The following is a 16,253-nucleotide window of genomic DNA, read 5'->3' as shown; positions in this document are numbered from 1 at the left end:
GGCTCGGTGTCGAAATCTGGATGGTCTGGCTCAGAGCCAATCGCAGTTGGGTAGCAAAGGATGTCTGCCCCAGCAAGCCCGTAAGCACGAGCAACCTCAGGAAACCACTCGTCCCAACATGTTGGAAGACCAAGGGTGGGTGTTCCTGGCAACTCAAGTTCGTAGGTTGGATATGGGTCTTGGTTTGGGCCCTCTTGGAAGTACTTGTCCTCGAAGTACCCTTCGGTCACCGGAATATGAAGCTTCGGTGTTTTACCTACTAGCTGACCCTGGTCATCAATCACTATTGCCGTGTTTAGTCCTCTGCCATCTGCAAAGCCAGTTGCCTCATAGAGTGACGCGTGAATGAAAATCCCGAGTTCTTGTGCAAGGGCCGCCACAAACCTAAAGGTCTCGCCACCAACCAGTGGCTCTGCAGTGTCGCTTGGAACACCGGTGGGGCAAACATCGGCTGGGTATCTAGATAGCGTCAGCTCAGGCAGGAACACAATCTTCGCGCCTGCCTCAAAAGCTTTTCGAATGCCGAGTTCTAGGTTTGCGCGGTGTTCGTTTTCGTCACTGCGCCAGCTGACCTGCACCGCGGCAACTATCACCACAGCGCGTTCGGGTGCTGACTTACGAGCTGGAGATGCAAGGTTTTCGGCAATGGTTAGCTTCATGATTACTCCATGGAATCGAGAATCTTCACCAGATCCTCGTACTTGGTCAGCGGGTTAACGATTGCAAAGCGAGTATTTGGTTTCCCGAGGTGACTAGAGGGAACCACAAAGGCAAATTGGTCACTCAGCAGCTTCTCGGACCAAGCTTCATATTGAGCTAAATCCCAACCACTGCGCTCGAAAACCACCACCGAGAGTTGCGGGTCGCGCACTAACTTGAGGTAGCTGCGCGAGCTGATTTCTTTAGAAATCTTGTGCGCTAAATCTACGTTTGCGGAAATCGCCTGGCGATAAAGCTCAACTCCATGGCTTGCCATGGAGAACCAAAGTGGCAAACCACGAACCCTGCGGGTGAGGTTGAAGCCGTAATCGCTCGGGTTGAAGTCTCCGGAGTGGTTCAGCACCTCAAGGTATTCGCCGTGTTGAGTGTGGGCGAGGCGCGCATACTCAGGTTCGCGGTAGACCACAGCACAGGCATCAAACGGTGCGAAGAGCCACTTGTGCGGGTCAACAATGAAGGAGTCAGCATGCTCCACGCCTTTATAAAGGTGCTTGAGTTCTGGTGCCAAAATGCCGGCTAGACCGTAAGCACCATCGACGTGGAACCAAAGGTCGTGGTCCTTAGCAACTTGGGCTAGGCCCGCAAGGTCATCCACGATGCCGAAGTTTGTGGTGCCGGCTGTGCCAACTATTGCAAATGGAGTTAGGCCCTGGGCTAAGGCTTCTGTGACTGCCTGCTGAGCCGCAGCTTTTCCGAGCGACCCGCTTTGACCAGCTTGAGCAATGACAACTTCGCAGTCCATCACCTTTGCTACGGCCTTCACAGAAGAGTGCGCCTCAGAGCTGCAAATAATCGCCCAGTGCTGTTTGCCAAGTTGGGTTTTTGCCTTTTCGCGAGCGGTAACCAAGGCACTTAGGTTTCCAAGGGTTCCACCCTGAACAAACAGTCCACCAGAGCCCTCTGGCAAGCCACACTCGGAAGCCAGGAAACTGAGCACCTGGTTCTCGGCAAATACTGCTCCTGCGCCTTCTTTCCAGCTTCCTCCATAAATCGAGCTGGCGGATACCACGAGGTCAAACATGGTTGAAAGCTCAGTGGGAGCGGTTGGGATAAAGGAGAGGTAGTTGGGGTGGTCTGTGGAGATGGTTGCTGGGGCTAAGACATCTGCAAAGAGTTTCAGAGCTGCTTCGCCACCAAGTCCCTGCTCGGTAATGGTTTGCCCCGCGAGCTCGTTTAGCTCTGCAAGTGATTTAGGCCCATCAAGCGGTGGATCGACATCAATGCGATCAGACGCATAGTGGAATATGGCGTTTCTCACCCTCGGGCTTAGCCCGGATTGGTGCATGGCGTCTGTCACAGGTCTCCTTCGACGGATACCTACTCTACTTAGCCAAGCGGTCCCTTGTGAAAGTGATCAAAAACGATGTTCGTTCGGGTGTTGGCAACCGATGCGTTATTGGAGAGCTGCTCGAGCACAAACTCGCGAACCTCGTCCGAATTTCTAACAGCAACGTGAACTATGAAGTCCTCGGCTCCGCCTAGGAAAAAGATTTGAATGACCTGGGGGTTATTGCGCATTTGAGCCATGAATTCGCTCAGGTTTGCCCTGGCCCCGGCCCTCAGCGTCACGGAAATTAACGCCTGCAATTGAAGCCCAAGCGCTTCGGGTGCAATCTCAGCGGTAAAGGACGTGATCACCCCGGACTGAACCAGGGACCTAACTCGACCCAGGCAGGTGGACTGCGCAAGCCCAACCTGCTCAGCTAGTTCGGCGTTGGATATGCGTCCGTTTTGGGCCAGCAACCGCAGGATTGAGCGGTCCAACTCATCGAGTTGCGGGAAGTCCTGAATTTTCTTCGAATCCAACAAGGTTTTTCCTTTGTTTTCAGAATAAATAGCGCAAATTACTTGTGGTTGTAAATCTTCTTCGATTTTACATCCGCTATGTCGAATTATTCGCGAGAATCAAAGAATTCGAATCAAGGAGTCAAAGTGCTAGTTGGCGTGCCAAAAGAAATCAAGAACAACGAAAACCGCGTGGCGATGACGCCAGCTGGCGTTTTTGAATTGGTAAACCGCGGTCACCAGGTGTTGGTCGAGACCAGTGCCGGTATTGGCTCCGGTTTTTCGAATCAGGACTATCTAGCAGCTGGCGCGAAGATCTCGGAGACTGCCAAAGAGGTTTGGGCCCAAGCCGAGATGATTGTAAAAGTCAAAGAGCCAATCGCAGCCGAGTACCCGCACATGCGCAAGGGGCAGGTGTTATTCACCTACCTGCATCTAGCAGCCTCTAAGGACTGCACCGACGCAATTATTCAAAGTGGAACTACCGCGATTGCTTACGAGACCGTTCAGCTGGCTAATCGTCAGTTGCCGCTGCTTCAGCCGATGAGTGAGGTTGCCGGAAGGCTCTCCGCTCAGATCGGTGCCTACCAACTTATGAAGACCAACGGTGGCGTTGGTGTTCTCATGGGTGGAGTTCCAGGAACTCCTCGCGCCAAGGTGGTTGTGATCGGCGGTGGTGTCGCAGGAACCGAGGCTGCTTTGGTTGCTAACGGTATGGGTGCCGATGTGACCGTGATTGATCTATCGCTTCCTCGTCTTCGCGAACTAGATGCAAGATTCAACTCTGAAGTCCAAACTCGAGTTTCCACCGCTTACGAAATTGCAGAGCAGCTCACAGACGCTGACCTAGTAATTGGTTCCGTGCTGATCCCTGGTGAGCGCGCTCCAAAGTTGGTTACCGATGAGATGGTGAAGAACATGAAGCCGGGTGCAGTTCTGGTTGATATCGCAATTGACCAGGGAGGCTGCTTCGAGCATTCTCGCCCAACCACTCACGACGAGCCGACCTATCAGGTTCACAACACCACCTACTACTGCGTAGCGAATATGCCTGGCGCCGTTCCTGCTACCTCGACCAGAGCGCTAACTAATGCGACTTTGCCATACGTGATTGCACTTGCCTCGAAGGGCTGGAAAAAGGCACTTAGGGACGATGCAGCATTGGCACTTGGACTCAATGTCCACGATGGGCTAGTGACTAATGCAGGTGTTGCCCAGGCATTCCCAGAGCTTGCGACCGCAACTGTTGAGTCGGTAGTCGCCTAGTTCTTTTTGCGTCCGCGAAGCCATAGAAATACAACGATTCCCAAGGTGCCGAGGATCAATACCCAAAGGGCAATAGTTCGTTCTTGAGCGATTGCCTCACAGGATGTCCAGCCTGGTTGCTGAGCACTTGGAGTGCAGGTGGTCGGATCAAAAAACCCAATCACCCAAGCCAAGATGCCGACCCCGGTAATGGTGGCCAGCATGGCTAAAGAGTTGTTGCGCAAAGAGGTTAGCTCTGAACTTGCTTGGACATCTCGGCGCGAACCTCATCCATGTCCAGATCCTTCACCTTGCCAATTAGATCGGCAAGCGCTGGGGCTGGTAGTGCTCCGGCCTGGTTGAACAACAAGATTCCGTCGCGGAAGATCATCAAGGTCGGGATTGAGGAAATGCCCACCATGCCAGCCAGTTCCTGCTGGGCCTCGGTGTCTACCTTGCCAAAACGAATGTCTTGATTTTGCTCAGACGCATCTTCGAAAATTGGCCCAAACATGCGGCAGGGGCCGCACCATTCTGCCCAGAAGTCGACAATTGTGATGCCTTCTTCTTTGATGGTGGTCTCAAAAGATTCGAGGGTTAGTTCCATAGTTGCCATGATTTACTCAACTACTTTCTGACTTGATTGCTTCCGCGCGGTCTGCGCGATCAGAATTCCAATGACGACCACGATACCGCCCAGCGCCTGAGTCAAGGTAATAATTTCACCCAACCAAGCCAGCGCAAAACCAAACGCCAAGACTGTCTCGCTGGTGGCGATGATGCCCACCACTGTTGCACTTAGGTGCCTTAGAGCCAGGTAGCTAAATGCCATTGGGACAAAGCTGCCAAGCACTCCAAGCCAAATCAATGCCCCCCACATCGGAACCTCAATGCCGGCAAGATTGCCGGTCAAATCGAGGCTTGCGGAGATGATTGAAAAGTCGAAGTTTCCAAAATTGCTAAGTGGCAAAAAGAACAGTGTTGCGAAGAACATTCCGTAGGCGAGCAACACATTTGTTGGAAGAACTCGCTGGATTCGCTCGCCGGTAATGAAGTAAATCGTCAGCGAGATGGCAGCTCCGAAAGCCAACAGCATGCCGTAGGGATCGAGCTGGGTGTCCCAGATCTGAGCGACAACCGCAAGTCCGCCAATAACCAAGGCGGCACCGACCCAAATGACCTTGCTTACCTTTTCCTTGAAGAGCACCAGCGCAACAATTGGCACCCACAGCACCGCGGTGTACTCAATCAAAAGTGCAATACCAACCGGTAGTCGGACCAGCGACATCGAATATGTCCACTGCAGCATGCCAACACCGATCACGCCCAAGACAAAGAGTCTTGGTAACATCTTTGGTTTTACAAAAAGTTCTTTCCGGTTAGAAATCAATGCCCAACCAAGCGCAAGCACGAATGAAAACAGTGAGCGAATGAAGACCACCTGCTCGGCATTGATGCCGGCTTCGATGATGACCTTGGTGGTTGAGGCATTGAGACCAAACAAGATTGCAGCTATTAGAGCGAAGATCGCGCCAAGGGTTGGGTGCTTTTGAGACAATTAGGCTTCTGCCATACCTTCCAGGTTTGTGAGACCAATTTGGAATCACAATCGATAAATGAAAGTTTAGATAGCTATGACTGAATTCGTGCTCGCTGGCGGTTGCTTTTGGTGCCTTGATTCCGCTTACTCGCAATTTCGCGGTATCGAGGACGTGACATGTGGTTACACCGGCGGTAAAAACGCAAACCCAACCTACGAGCAGGTCTGCGATGGCAATACCGGTCATGCCGAGGTGGTTTCGGTGCGTTTCGACGAGAGCGTGATCTCTTCCAGCGACATTCTGGATATCTTTTTTACCCTGCACGACCCAACGCAGCTAAACCGCCAGGGCAACGACATCGGAACTCAGTATCGTTCGGCGATTTATTACGCCGATGATGCTCAGAAGGACCTGTTTACTCAGGCGATTGAGCGCGCCAAGGAAATTTGGGGCGAGGGAATCGTGACTGAAGTTACTCAACTCCCAGAGTTTTATGATGCAGAACCGTATCACCAGGACTTCTTTGCCAAGAACCCGAACCAGGGTTACTGCGTTGCCGTTGTAGCGCCAAAGGTAAGCAAGGTGCGCTCAAAGTTCACTCACCTACTCAAGTAACACAGAGTTATCCACAGATATTGATTGCCCACTTACGACCTAGGTCGTAGGTCCGCAGACTTTCCTTATAACTCAAGGAAAGGAATTCAATGTCAGACACAATTACGCTTCGCGGCCTGGTCGCAACCACTCCACGTCACATCACAACCGAAGGCGGCCTAGAGGTAACTTCGTTTCGGCTAGCTTCAACCACCCGCAAGCTCGATACCGAAACCGGTGTCTGGGTCGATTCCGATGTGAACTGGTTCACAATTAGCTCTTTTCGTCAGCTGGCTGGAAACGTTGCGCAGTCAATCTCTAAGGGTGAGCGAATCGTCGTTTCTGGACGTCTAAAGGTTCGCGACTGGGACAACGGAGAAAGATCCGGTACCAGCGTCGAGATCGAGGCATCCGCTATCGGGCATGACCTCACCTTCGGAACCTCATCATTTGAAAGACGTTCTTTGGTCGTAGCAGACCCTGAGGCTGAGGAAGAAACCGAGCTCGAACCTGAACTTCAAACGGCATAAGGCTTGACCCGAGACCCAACCCCCCATTTGCTCGCTCGGGTCAGCAAAACCCTCTTTACCAAAGCTCTCGGATAAACTATCCAGAGCATGCGGCGAAGAGGGTTTTTGCCGTCTATCCCAAGGACTTCTAATGGCTGAATTTATTTATCAGATGATCAAAGCGCGCAAGGCGCATGGCGATAAGGTCATCCTTGACGATGTAACCCTTGCCTTTTACCCGGGGGCGAAGATCGGTGTCGTCGGACCTAACGGTTCTGGTAAGTCTTCAGTCCTAAAGATCATGGCTGGAATGGATATCCCATCCAATGGTGAGGCTCGCCTCAGCCAAGGATTTACCGTCGGAATTTTGATGCAGGAGCCACCTCTGAATGAGGAGAAGACGGTTTTGGGTAACGTCGAGGAAGCTGTTGCGGAGCTCAAGGGCAAGATCGATCGCTTCAATGAGATTTCTGCGGAGTTGGCCAATCCAGACGCCGACTACGACACCTTGTTGTCCGAGATGGGAACGCTGCAGGAGCAGATTGACGCCGCAGACGGCTGGGATTTGGAAAACCAGCTGGAGCAGGCAATGGATGCGCTGCGCTGTCCTCCAGGAGACGAGCCGGTAACTCACCTCTCCGGTGGTGAGCGTCGTCGCGTTGCACTTTGCAAGCTTCTACTTCAGAAGCCAGACCTATTGCTTTTGGATGAGCCAACTAACCACTTGGACGCCGAGAGCGTGCTTTGGTTGGAGCAGCACCTAGCCAAGTACCCGGGTGCAGTTTTGGCCGTTACTCACGATAGATACTTCCTGGACAACGTCGCCGAGTGGATCTTGGAGCTCGACCGAGGTCGTGCCTACCCATATGAAGGTAACTACTCGACCTACCTTGAGAAAAAGGCTGAGCGTTTGCAAGTTGCCGGCAAGAAAGATGCCAAGCTAGCCAAGCGTTTGCAGGACGAGCTCGAGTGGGTTCGCTCAACTCCCAAGGCCAAGCAAACCAAGTCAAAGGCCCGTCTTGCTCGCTACGAGGAGATGGCAGCTGAGGCTGATAAGACTCGCAAGCTGGACTTCGAAGAGATCCAGATTCCACCTGGACCTCGTCTTGGAAACATCGTTATCGAAGCCGAAAAAATCGCCAAGGGCTTTGACGGCAGGCCACTGTTCTCGGATCTGAGCTTCACACTGCCGCGAAACGGCATCGTTGGAATCATCGGTCCTAACGGTGTTGGTAAGTCGACCTTGTTCAAGTGCATCACGGGCTTGCATGAGCTGGATTCCGGAAAGCTAAAGATTGGTGAGACCGTGGCGATTAGCTACGTTGACCAGTCTCGTGAGGGTATCGATCCAAACAAGTCGCTCTGGGAAGTAGTTTCCGGAGGATTGGACTACCTCCAGGTGGGCCAGGTCGAAATGCCTTCTCGCGCCTATGTTGCTGCTTTTGGATTTAAAGGGGCTGACCAGCAAAAGAAGGCTGGAGTGCTCTCCGGTGGTGAGCGAAACCGCCTAAACCTAGCGCTGACCTTGAAGCAGGGTGGAAACCTATTGCTTTTGGATGAGCCAACCAACGACCTCGACGTCGAGACGCTGTCTTCATTGGAAAATGCTTTGCTTGAGTTCCCAGGTTGCGCCGTTGTGATTACTCACGATCGTTGGTTCCTGGACCGAGTCGCGACTCACATCTTGGCCTACGAAGGCACTGACGAAAAGCCTGACCAGTGGTATTGGTTCGAAGGAAACTTTGAGGCTTATGAAGAAAACAAGATTTCAAGGCTTGGAGCAGATGCAGCTAAGCCGCACCGCTCTACCTACCGTCGCCTAACTCGCGACTAGGCAATCTCAGGAATCCTGATCATTCCCTCTTGGGCTACCGAGGCGATCAGGCGACCATCCCGGTCAAAAATCTTTCCCTGCGATAAACCACGTCCGTTTTGCGCACTTGGTGAGTCTTGAACATAGAGCAGCCAGTCGTCGACTCGAGCAGGTCGGTGAAACCACATGGCGTGGTCAAGACTTGCTGAGGCAAGTCCTGGGTGTGCCCAGCTAAGCCCGTGACGGCGAAGGATTGACTCCAAGATGCTGTAATCGCTCGCATATGCCAGTGCTGCGGCCTGCAGCTGAGGGTCATCCGGCAGCTTGGATAGCGCTTTGAACCAAATTAACTGCTCTGCTAAATGCTCTTTAGCAGGCTGAAGGTAAAGCGGCTCACTGGCGTGACGAAGATCAAAGGGCCGGGCCTTGGACCAGTAGTTGGTTGCAGGGTGATCAATTGCTCCAAGTAACTCTGCCGCTGAGGGCAGTTGCTCCGGGGGAGTCACACCCACAGGCATAGTGCTTTGGTGCTCTACCCCTGGGCCTTCGTCTTGGAATGAAGCAATCATCGAAAAGATGGGTTGGCCATCTTGGAGGGCATGGACTCTTCTGGCGCTAAAGCTTCGTCCATCTCGAAGGACCTCAACTGAAAAAGCTATTTCTTTCTGGATGTCTCCCGGTCTTAGGAAGTAGGAGTGCAGGCTGTGCGGAGCTCTGCCATCGACCATGGTGCGCATTGCGGCAACCAAGGCCTGTGCTAGGACCTGGCCCCCAAAGACTCGGCCATGTGGCATCCACTGAGTTCGTCCAACAAACTCGGTCGCGCTTTTCTTCTGGATGTCTAGAACATCAATCAGATCAGCAACTGGATCAGAGGGGATTTGGGGTTCTTGCATTGTGGCCTCGATTCGTTAGCTAGTTTAGAGAGCGTCATGACAGCCAAAATTGTATTTTCCGAGTCGGCCGATCTCTCGGACCTAAAGTCCTTCTTAGAGCGAGCAAAACGTCTTGATGACTCTGGGATTGTGAAGTTCAAGGCAAGTGGCGATGTCTTAGCGGTCTATGTCTCGCCAATTTTCTCGGGATCGCTTCTAGGAGGCGGAACCACCGTCCTAGGTCTTCGCACTCTGCGACTTCGTAGCGAGTATCAAATTGACGCAAACTTCGATATAGCTTCTATTCTCGATCGTTTGGCAAAGCCGACTGTCTTTTTGACCTCATCCCTAGAGCTGCCAGCTGCGACTGTGAAGGTGGCATGGGCCGGTATCACGCCCCCTCGCGATGGTTGGGAAAGAGTTGCAAGCATCTCGCAGGTCGAACTTAGCGAGGTCGCAAAACTGGGCATCGCAGAGGTCGCAAGCTTGCTACCGGAGAGCATCGGTAGCTCAATTGCCTCCAAGGTTCGTCAAGAAGTTTGGGGCAGGCTCATCGCCGCCGAGACTCCATATCCTGCGGGTGCTGCTTTCGCCATGTCGGGATTGGGCTTTTTGACTCCGGGTGAGGAAATAGCGGTCTTTCAGGCACCGGGCTGGCTGCGATTAAGCAGTGAAAACGGTCACGTGTTGTGCCGATTTGGAACGATTTAGTCGTGCTTTTGCGCTCTAAATTCTGACTTCAAGATGGCGTACAGCCACATGTCGCACCACTCGCCCTTGAAGAATTCGACCTCTCGGAATTCTGCCTCTTTACGCATGCCAAGTTTCTTCGCTACCTCGGCGGAGCCGACCACTCTGGTGTCCATCTCTGCAACTATTCGGTGCAGGCCCATCTTTTCAAATCCAAATTCCAGCACCGCTAGAGATGCTTCGTAGGCGTATCCCTTGCGCTGGAAGTCTTGGTGGGTAACCCAGCCAACCTCACCGCGTAGATCATCTTTTGATTGCATCGAGATATTCGATTGACCAATCACCTTGCCGGATGCTTTGAGTTCCCAGACCAAGACCAAGTACTCGCCCTCTTCTAAGGGCAGGGCTTTGCTGTTAGCAAGCATCTTGTCGATATGAAGTTGAACAGTTTCTTCAGTTCCTAAAGGCCACGGGATGTAGCGAACGATATCTGGATTTGATTGGTATTCCAAAAGGTCAGCGGCATCGCTTTGGCGCATTTCACGAAGGACAAGCCTGGCTGTTTCAATCACAGCTAATCCTCGAAGGTGTTCAGCATGGCATGCGCGGCTCGCTCGAGGTAATCCCAAAGCTCAGCATCATCGAGCGGTGAAAGCTCCAGTTGGTTAACTGCCGCTCGCATGTGGCCAAGCCAGGCATCTCTGGCAGCAGGGTTGATCTTGAACTCATGGTGACGCATGCGAAGTCTTGGGTGACCACGCTCTTGCTGGTAGGTGTCTGGCCCACCCCAGTACTGCTCCAAAAAAAGCTTCAGCCGGCGTTCAGCTGGACCTAAATCCTCTTCCGGGTACATCGGCTTCAGAATTGGATCCTGGGCCACGCCCTCGTAAAACAGCTTTACTAATTTGGCGAAGGTTTGCTCTCCGCCGAATTGTTCGTAACGAGTGCTATCCACGCTTTTGGCTGGCGTTTCCGACCTTGAGAATCTCACCGTTTCGCAAATACCAAAGCGTTCCATCAGCATCGCGGACGCGAGTGACTCGTAGTTCTACCGCTTCGATTACGCCAACCACACCGTCAAGGTTCACGGTATCGCCGACACCGTATTGGTCTTCGAAAACGATGAAGATTCCGCTGATCACGTCTTTCACCAGCGCTTGACCACCAAAACCTAAGGCTGCTCCCAAGATAGTCGTCACGGCAATCAGTGCCCCAGTGTCAACACCTAACTCGCTAAGTATCATCACCAAGGTGGTGATGGCAATTGCCCAGGTCGCGAAGTTATTGCTGATCGATGCAACAGTTGCCGAACGAGATACCAAACGCTGTTCGCTGGTAACGCCGCCTTTTTCTGCCTTGGCCCGAAGTTTGGTAACCACTCGGTTCGCCAGCACCTTCAGCACAACCCGCAAGGTAATGGCGATTGCCAGAATTACGATAATCCGAACCACCGGCTGGATGGCCTCTGGAACCTCGAACCACTGCATGATTTACCTAGTCGGCCTTCTGGGCGGCAAGCGCGCGCTCAACCTCGGCCAGGTTTTCCACAAGGATTCGACGCAGCGCTGGCTTGTCCGCAACCGCCTTGGAGTCAATAAGCTCCCTGGTAGAAGCCGCAAGTTCCTCGGAAGCTAGTTTGAGTGGATACAGGTTAATCAGCAGGTATTCGGCAATCTTGTAGCTGAAGCGATCCCAGATTCCAACCGCTGCCTCGTGGTAGCGCTTGGAGAATGGGGCGATCAGGCTTAGATCGGTTACGCGCTGGAACCCAAGGGAAGCGGCCTGCACCAAAGTGTTTGAGTACTCCTTGGTATCAACCAATAGCTTCCAGGTTGCTTCCTTGTTGGCTGGTGTTGGAATGGCTGCCCTGGCACCGGCAGCAAAACGCTGACCGTTGGCAGTGTTATCGCGTGCCAGCTCTGCGGCAATCTCACTCTCTCCGAATACGCCATTCATGACCAAGCCTGTGGTGAGCTCCCAACGAACATCCTGATCAACGGTGAATCCAGCAAGCTGGATCTTTCCGCTTAGGAGGTCCTGCATCCACTGCTGCTGGCTAGCGGTTCTTGCGAAAATCGGCAAGAACTTCACGAACTGCAACTGCGAGTCTGAACCAGCTTTTGCCTTGGTTGCAAGGTCGATCAGCCCATCGGCAATTCGCTCCAGAGCTTGAGCTCTTCTGGCCGGGTGAATGTAGAGGTTTCCGTTGGTTACCAGCTGGCGCAAGATGGTCTGGATGGAAGTCGACTCGGTCTCGGGTTCAAGGTGAGCAAACACTAGCTCGATGAAATCGCTGCTCGATGTTTCGGCATCTCGGGCTGCATCACAGGCTGCTGTCCACACCAATGCCCTAGCCATCGGATCCTCGATACGTGACACGTTGTCCATAGCAGTTTTGTGGGATAGCGAATCAAGTCGGATCTTCGCGTATGCGAGGTCATTGTCATTGACTAGTACTAGGTCAGGACGCTTGGTTCCAATCAACTCAGAAATCGAGGTAGATGGACCATCGATCTCGGTCTCTAGGTAGTGCGAGCGCTTGAGCACTCCGCCTTCTAGGTTGAAGTAACCAATACCCAGGCGGTGAGGGCGAAGAGTTGGCTGGGAAGCGATAGCGGTCTGAGTAACCTCGAACTTCGTAATCACTCCGTGGTCATCGTGCTCAATAACCGGCTTCAGAGTGTTTACGCCCGCGGTCTCAAGCCAGAGCTTGGACCAGCTGGTCAGATCTCGGCCAGACTCGCGCTCGAGCTCCACCAAAAGGTCATTCAGTTCGGTGTTCTTCCACTGGTGCTTCTGGAAGTAGCTGCCGACACCGCGAAGGAATGGCTCCTGGCCAACCCAGGCGACGAGCTGCTTTAGAACCGAAGCTCCCTTTGCGTAGGTAATGCCATCGAAGTTGACCTGCACGTCCTCAAGGTCGTTGATCGTCGCAACGATTGGGTGGGTGGAAGGTAGCTGGTCCTGACGGTATGCCCAGTTCTTCTCAAGAGCAGCGAAAGTGATCCAGGTGTTAGTCCACTCGGTGGCTTCTGCAACTGCCAGGGTTGAGGCGTACTCCGCAAATGATTCGTTGAGCCATAGATCGTTCCACCACTTCATGGTGACCAGGTCGCCAAACCACATGTGCGCTAGCTCGTGCAGGATCGTGATTACTCGGCGCTCGCGGACGGCATCGGAAACGGCGGAGCGGAATACGTAGGTCTCGGTAAAGGTGACAGCTCCAGCATTCTCCATGGCACCGGCATTGAAGTCTGGGACCCAGAGCTGGTCGTACTTCTCAAATGGGTACGGGAAGTTGAAGGCCTTCTCGAAGTAAACAAAACCCTCTTTGGTCTTCTCGAAGATGTACTCAGGGTCCATGTATTGCGCAAGGGATCCGCGGCAGAACACACCAAGTGGGATGGTCTTGCCATTTAGCGAGGTGAGTTCATCACGCCATACCGAGTAAGGACCGGCGATCAGTGCGGTGATATAGCTGGAGATTCTTGGGGTTGGTGCAAATCTCCACTCGGAGTTCTTGCCGTCTAGGGCAATTGGCTCAGGCGTCGGGGAGTTTGAAATTACCTGCCAGCTAGCTGGCGCAGTCACGTGGAATTCGAAAGAGGCTTTCAGGTCCGGCTGCTCAAAGACCGGGAACATGCGGCGGGAGTCTGGAACCTCGAACTGGGTGTAGAGATAGACCTCACCGTCAACCGGGTCTACAAAGCGGTGAAGCCCCTCACCAGTTCTCGAGTAAACGCCCTTGGCAACAATTCTCAGGGTGTTGTGGCTAGATAGGTTAGGAATGCTGATGCGGATGCCATCGGAGTGCTGAGCAACATCCAGCGATACGCCGTTTAGCTCAATTAGCGAAACCGAATCGGTAATCGCGTCCACGAAAACTTCAGAACCTGGCTTATTGCAGCTGAACACGATTGTGGTGTCAGAGTCAAAAGTCTTCTCGTCCTTGGTGACATCGAGCTTCACCAGGTAGCTTTCGGTGGCAATGATGGATGCGCGATTTTGAGCTTCAACGCGAGTTAGGTTTTCGCCGGGCATGTTCTCTCCTGTAAAGAGTTTGTTTCACGTAAGCCTACGGCGAATTACTTCGGGATAATTGAGCATGTTCCATTTTTTACAAGCCGTAAGTACCAATCCGGCAGACTCGATTCTGCTGACTGAAATTGGTGCGGCCCTGCTTGTCCTTGGAATCGTTGCCTTTATTGCAAATCGTTTGAAATTCTCCGTAGTTCCGCTTTACCTTTTGATCGGTCTAGCCATCGGCGAGGGTGGAATCTTCCCGATGAGTGTGAGCGAGGAATTTCTCAGCACCGGCTCTCAAATCGGCGCCATCATGCTGCTTTTGTTGCTCGGTCTGGAATACAGCGCGTATGACCTTTCAAAGGCATTCAAAGAGCGCAAGAGCGCGGGCCTAATCGATTTTCTAGCCAACTCAATACCCGGCTTTGTGATTGGTTTGCTTCTGGGATGGGGAGTGGCCGGAGCGTTGGCTCTGGCTGGAATTACCTACGTGTCCTCCTCTGGTATCGCAGCCCAGCTAATCAAAGAGATGGGCTGGCGGCGTTCTGAGGTCGCTAAGCGAGCAACCGGAATTCTCGTTTTTGAGGACTTGGCGCTTGCGCCCTACCTGCCGCTACTTACCTCTGTGGTGCTTGGAGTTGGCGTCTGGAGCGGCTTGGTTTCGGTCGCGCTGGCTTTGGCGATCACCGGGCTTGTGATTCTTATCAGCTTCAAGGGCTCCAGCAAGCTCGTGAAGATCCTTGACCCAAGTGAGCCAGGTGGATTGTTGCTCACGGTCTTTGGTGCGGCACTTCTGGCAGCTGGATTGGCAGACCTGGTTGGCTTTTCCGGCGTAGTGGCTGCTTTCTTGATTGGTTTGCTACTCACCGGTGAGGTGGCCGAAACCGCTCGTGCTCGGCTTAGCCCAATTCGAGACATCTTTGCGGCAATCTTCTTTTTGTTCTTTGGCATCACCACCGACCCTGCGCAGCTACCCAGTGTTTTGCCACTGGCAATTTTGCTGGCAGTTCTTGGCATCGCCGGAAAGTATCTTGTTGGCTGGTGGATCACAAGGGATTTGTCCGACAGGCTCAGCACCTGGAGGGCAACCGGCTTTTTGATCGCCCGGGGAGAGTTCTCGATGGTTATCGCAGCCCTTGCCGCTCCGATCGTGCTTGGGGTTGAGCTGCAGGCACTAACCCTTGCCTACGTGATCATCACCGCCTTTGCCGCATCCGTAGTGCTGCGATTTACCCGCAGCAGCCTGGAAAAACGATGAAGCGCAAGCTGTGGTTATTGGTCTTTTTGGGGCCGGTTGTCTATTCAGCATGGGTCTTTTGGCTTTCATCCCAGGGCCTGCTGCCAGAAGTGCTAGCGACTCACTGGGGAGCATCGGGGAAAGCCGATGGCTTTGCCGCTGTCTCTGAACACCTAGTTTGGTCAAATGTTGCGCTGCTGCTTGCAAGTGCAATGCTCGCGGTTTCAGCGCTTTTGCCAAGGATTCACCCGACGATGCGCAGGTTATTGCTTGGGGTGACTCTCTACTTTGCAGTATTCATTTACGGCTTGATGACCTACGTAATCGCAGCTCAAATTGGTCTGACCGATGCAAGTTCAGTGCAACTTGGACTTGAGGTTCTTTGGTTCGTGCTGCCGGTTTTGCTGCTAACTCCAATGATGCTTTCGATGCCCAAAGTCTCGCTATCAGACAAGCTGCGTATCCAGCTCTGGGGCATCACGTTCTTAGGGTTGGAATACCAAGAGATTGAGCGGCTGAGCGCATCGGAAGTGAAGCCTTCGCAGTTTGGCGGTCTCGGGATTCGTTTTGCGAAAGGAAAAGTCGCATTTATCCCATCCAAAGGCCCAGCGATTGAGATAACCACTAAAGCAGGCGAGGTAATCTTGGTTCGTAGCAATCAGGTCGAAAACCTCATTGCTGCAATAACTCCGAAGATTTAGGAGCGTTATGCGCATTCACATCGCAACCGACCACGCTGGTATGGACCTGAGCGCGTTCTTGGTAACCGAACTATCTTCCCTCGGCCACACGCTCATCGACCACGGACCAAAGGTCTATGACGCGCTGGATGACTATCCAGGATTTTGCATTGCTGCTGCAAAGGCAGTGGTTGCAGATCAAACCGCTGGAGTTGAAGCGCTCGGAATTGTGCTTGGTGGATCCGGCAACGGCGAGCAGATTGCTGCCAACAAGGTCAAGGGTGTCAGAGCGGCATTGATTTGGAATGTTGACACTGCGGCGCTAGCTCGCGATCACAACGATGCCAATGTCTGCGCACTAGGTGCTCGTCAGCACAGCCAGCAAGAAGTGCTGGAGCTGGTAAAGATTTTCATTGGCAAGGGCTTTTCAAACGACGAGCGTCACGTTCGTCGCATCGGCAAAATTACGAGCTTCGAACAATCCGGCGAGATCGTTTACTAGATAAATGCCTGAAGGCCATACCGTTCATCGAACCGCCAA

At 53.0% G+C, this 16,253-nt stretch carries 19 protein-coding genes; 8 read left to right on the top strand and 11 right to left on the bottom strand.

What is annotated here, in order from left to right:
- From AC128V_RS03710 to AC128V_RS03700, 3 genes are all read right to left on the bottom strand, one after another.
- Positions 1–659: nitrilase-related carbon-nitrogen hydrolase (locus tag AC128V_RS03710; RefSeq protein ID WP_482763335.1), on the bottom strand; the 659-nt coding region annotated here is incomplete at its 3' end.
- Positions 660–661: 2 nt separating this feature from the next.
- The gene (locus AC128V_RS03705) at positions 662–2,017 is read right to left on the bottom strand and encodes a pyridoxal phosphate-dependent decarboxylase family protein (protein ID WP_482763334.1); all 1,356 of its coding nucleotides are present in this window, start codon (positions 2,015–2,017) and stop codon (positions 662–664) included.
- A gap of 29 nt (positions 2,018–2,046) precedes the next feature.
- Positions 2,047–2,526: an Lrp/AsnC family transcriptional regulator gene (locus AC128V_RS03700; RefSeq protein WP_482763333.1), complete on the bottom strand. Its 480-nt coding sequence runs from the start codon at positions 2,524–2,526 to the stop codon at positions 2,047–2,049.
- A 126-nt stretch (positions 2,527–2,652) separates the two neighbouring features.
- Between AC128V_RS03700 and ald the strand changes: the two genes are divergently transcribed.
- Positions 2,653–3,771 (top strand): alanine dehydrogenase, encoded by a 1,119-nt coding sequence (gene ald, locus AC128V_RS03695; protein ID WP_482763332.1) that lies wholly within the window; start codon positions 2,653–2,655, stop codon positions 3,769–3,771.
- Here ald and AC128V_RS03690 read toward each other — a convergent pair.
- The 3 genes from AC128V_RS03690 to AC128V_RS03680 are packed head-to-tail and all read right to left on the bottom strand — an operon-like array spanning position 3,768 to position 5,308.
- Complete coding sequence (locus tag AC128V_RS03690) at positions 3,768–3,974, bottom strand: hypothetical protein (RefSeq protein ID WP_482763331.1); 207 nt, start codon at positions 3,972–3,974, stop codon at positions 3,768–3,770. The two genes, ald and AC128V_RS03690, sit on opposite strands and share 4 nt — an antisense overlap.
- Before the next feature lie 26 nt (positions 3,975–4,000).
- Entirely contained in the window at positions 4,001–4,366 is a 366-nt protein-coding gene (trxA, locus tag AC128V_RS03685; protein WP_482763330.1) for a thioredoxin, read from the bottom strand.
- A gap of 3 nt (positions 4,367–4,369) precedes the next feature.
- Positions 4,370–5,308, bottom strand: coding sequence for a DMT family transporter (locus AC128V_RS03680; RefSeq protein WP_482763329.1), 939 nt, complete (start codon positions 5,306–5,308; stop codon positions 4,370–4,372).
- Positions 5,309–5,384: 76 nt separating this feature from the next.
- Here AC128V_RS03680 and msrA point away from each other — a divergent pair, with 76 nt between their 5' ends.
- The 3 genes from msrA (at position 5,385) to ettA (ending at position 8,228) form a co-directional block, all read left to right on the top strand.
- Entirely contained in the window at positions 5,385–5,906 is a 522-nt protein-coding gene (msrA, locus tag AC128V_RS03675; protein WP_482763328.1) for a peptide-methionine (S)-S-oxide reductase MsrA, read from the top strand.
- 89 nt (positions 5,907–5,995) lie between these two features.
- Positions 5,996–6,415, top strand: a complete 420-nt coding sequence (gene ssb, locus AC128V_RS03670) for a single-stranded DNA-binding protein (protein ID WP_482763327.1) — start codon at positions 5,996–5,998, stop codon at positions 6,413–6,415.
- A gap of 130 nt (positions 6,416–6,545) precedes the next feature.
- Complete coding sequence (gene ettA, locus AC128V_RS03665) at positions 6,546–8,228, top strand: energy-dependent translational throttle protein EttA (RefSeq protein WP_482763326.1); 1,683 nt, start codon at positions 6,546–6,548, stop codon at positions 8,226–8,228.
- Here ettA and AC128V_RS03660 read toward each other — a convergent pair.
- Positions 8,225–9,103 (bottom strand): acyl-CoA thioesterase, encoded by an 879-nt coding sequence (locus tag AC128V_RS03660; RefSeq protein ID WP_482763325.1) that lies wholly within the window; start codon positions 9,101–9,103, stop codon positions 8,225–8,227. The genes ettA and AC128V_RS03660 overlap by 4 nt on opposite strands.
- A 36-nt stretch (positions 9,104–9,139) precedes the next feature.
- Between AC128V_RS03660 and AC128V_RS03655 the strand changes: the two genes are divergently transcribed.
- Positions 9,140–9,793, top strand: a complete 654-nt coding sequence (locus AC128V_RS03655; RefSeq protein ID WP_482763324.1) for a DUF8185 domain-containing protein — start codon at positions 9,140–9,142, stop codon at positions 9,791–9,793.
- On the opposite strand, the gene AC128V_RS03650 is transcribed toward AC128V_RS03655, so the two are convergent.
- From AC128V_RS03650 to pepN, 4 genes are read right to left on the bottom strand one after another with little or no spacing between them, the layout of a single operon-like run.
- Positions 9,790–10,344 carry a GNAT family N-acetyltransferase gene (locus AC128V_RS03650; RefSeq protein WP_482763323.1) on the bottom strand — a complete coding sequence of 185 codons (555 nt, stop codon included), beginning with the start codon at positions 10,342–10,344 and terminating at the stop codon, positions 9,790–9,792. The genes AC128V_RS03655 and AC128V_RS03650 overlap by 4 nt on opposite strands.
- 2 nt (positions 10,345–10,346) lie before the next feature.
- Positions 10,347–10,727 (bottom strand): globin, encoded by a 381-nt coding sequence (locus AC128V_RS03645; protein WP_482763322.1) that lies wholly within the window; start codon positions 10,725–10,727, stop codon positions 10,347–10,349.
- On the bottom strand, positions 10,720–11,259 hold the full coding sequence (locus AC128V_RS03640; protein ID WP_482763321.1) for a mechanosensitive ion channel family protein: 540 nt from the start codon (positions 11,257–11,259) through the stop codon (positions 10,720–10,722). Before AC128V_RS03640 ends, AC128V_RS03645 begins: the two co-directional genes overlap by 8 nt.
- A 7-nt stretch (positions 11,260–11,266) precedes the next feature.
- Positions 11,267–13,813, bottom strand: coding sequence for an aminopeptidase N (gene pepN / locus AC128V_RS03635; protein ID WP_482763320.1), 2,547 nt, complete (start codon positions 13,811–13,813; stop codon positions 11,267–11,269).
- 64 nt (positions 13,814–13,877) lie between these two features.
- Between pepN and AC128V_RS03630 the strand changes: the two genes are divergently transcribed.
- Genes AC128V_RS03630 through AC128V_RS03620 form a run of 3 tightly spaced genes read left to right on the top strand, consistent with a single transcriptional unit; the run spans position 13,878 to position 16,214 of the window.
- On the top strand, positions 13,878–15,053 hold the full coding sequence (locus tag AC128V_RS03630) for a cation:proton antiporter (protein ID WP_482763319.1): 1,176 nt from the start codon (positions 13,878–13,880) through the stop codon (positions 15,051–15,053).
- A complete protein-coding gene (locus AC128V_RS03625) occupies positions 15,050–15,733 on the top strand; it encodes an SdpI family protein (RefSeq protein ID WP_482763318.1) in 684 nt (227 codons plus the stop codon). The genes AC128V_RS03630 and AC128V_RS03625 overlap by 4 nt, the downstream gene beginning before the upstream one ends.
- Before the next feature lie 7 nt (positions 15,734–15,740).
- Positions 15,741–16,214 carry a ribose-5-phosphate isomerase gene (locus tag AC128V_RS03620; RefSeq protein ID WP_482763317.1) on the top strand — a complete coding sequence of 158 codons (474 nt, stop codon included), beginning with the start codon at positions 15,741–15,743 and terminating at the stop codon, positions 16,212–16,214.
- Positions 16,215–16,253 lie beyond the last annotated feature (39 nt).

The sequence above is a fragment of the Aquiluna sp. genome, assembly GCF_965064355.1.
Note: the sequence above shows the minus strand (reverse complement) of the source record. Positions and strands in the feature narration are given on the sequence as shown.

Coding starts and splice junctions, on each gene's coding strand:
- AC128V_RS03690 (WP_482763331.1), bottom strand. CDS start 3,974: ATGCTGGCCACCATTACCGGGGTCGGCATCTTGGCTTGGGTGATTGGG.
- trxA (WP_482763330.1), bottom strand. CDS start 4,366: ATGGCAACTATGGAACTAACCCTCGAATCTTTTGAGACCACCATCAAA.
- msrA (WP_482763328.1), top strand. CDS start 5,385: ATGACTGAATTCGTGCTCGCTGGCGGTTGCTTTTGGTGCCTTGATTCC.
- ssb (WP_482763327.1), top strand. CDS start 5,996: ATGTCAGACACAATTACGCTTCGCGGCCTGGTCGCAACCACTCCACGT.
- ettA (WP_482763326.1), top strand. CDS start 6,546: ATGGCTGAATTTATTTATCAGATGATCAAAGCGCGCAAGGCGCATGGC.
- AC128V_RS03660 (WP_482763325.1), bottom strand. CDS start 9,103: ATGCAAGAACCCCAAATCCCCTCTGATCCAGTTGCTGATCTGATTGAT.
- AC128V_RS03655 (WP_482763324.1), top strand. CDS start 9,140: ATGACAGCCAAAATTGTATTTTCCGAGTCGGCCGATCTCTCGGACCTA.
- AC128V_RS03640 (WP_482763321.1), bottom strand. CDS start 11,259: ATGCAGTGGTTCGAGGTTCCAGAGGCCATCCAGCCGGTGGTTCGGATT.
- pepN (WP_482763320.1), bottom strand. CDS start 13,813: ATGCCCGGCGAAAACCTAACTCGCGTTGAAGCTCAAAATCGCGCATCC.
- AC128V_RS03630 (WP_482763319.1), top strand. CDS start 13,878: ATGTTCCATTTTTTACAAGCCGTAAGTACCAATCCGGCAGACTCGATT.
- AC128V_RS03625 (WP_482763318.1), top strand. CDS start 15,050: ATGAAGCGCAAGCTGTGGTTATTGGTCTTTTTGGGGCCGGTTGTCTAT.
- AC128V_RS03620 (WP_482763317.1), top strand. CDS start 15,741: ATGCGCATTCACATCGCAACCGACCACGCTGGTATGGACCTGAGCGCG.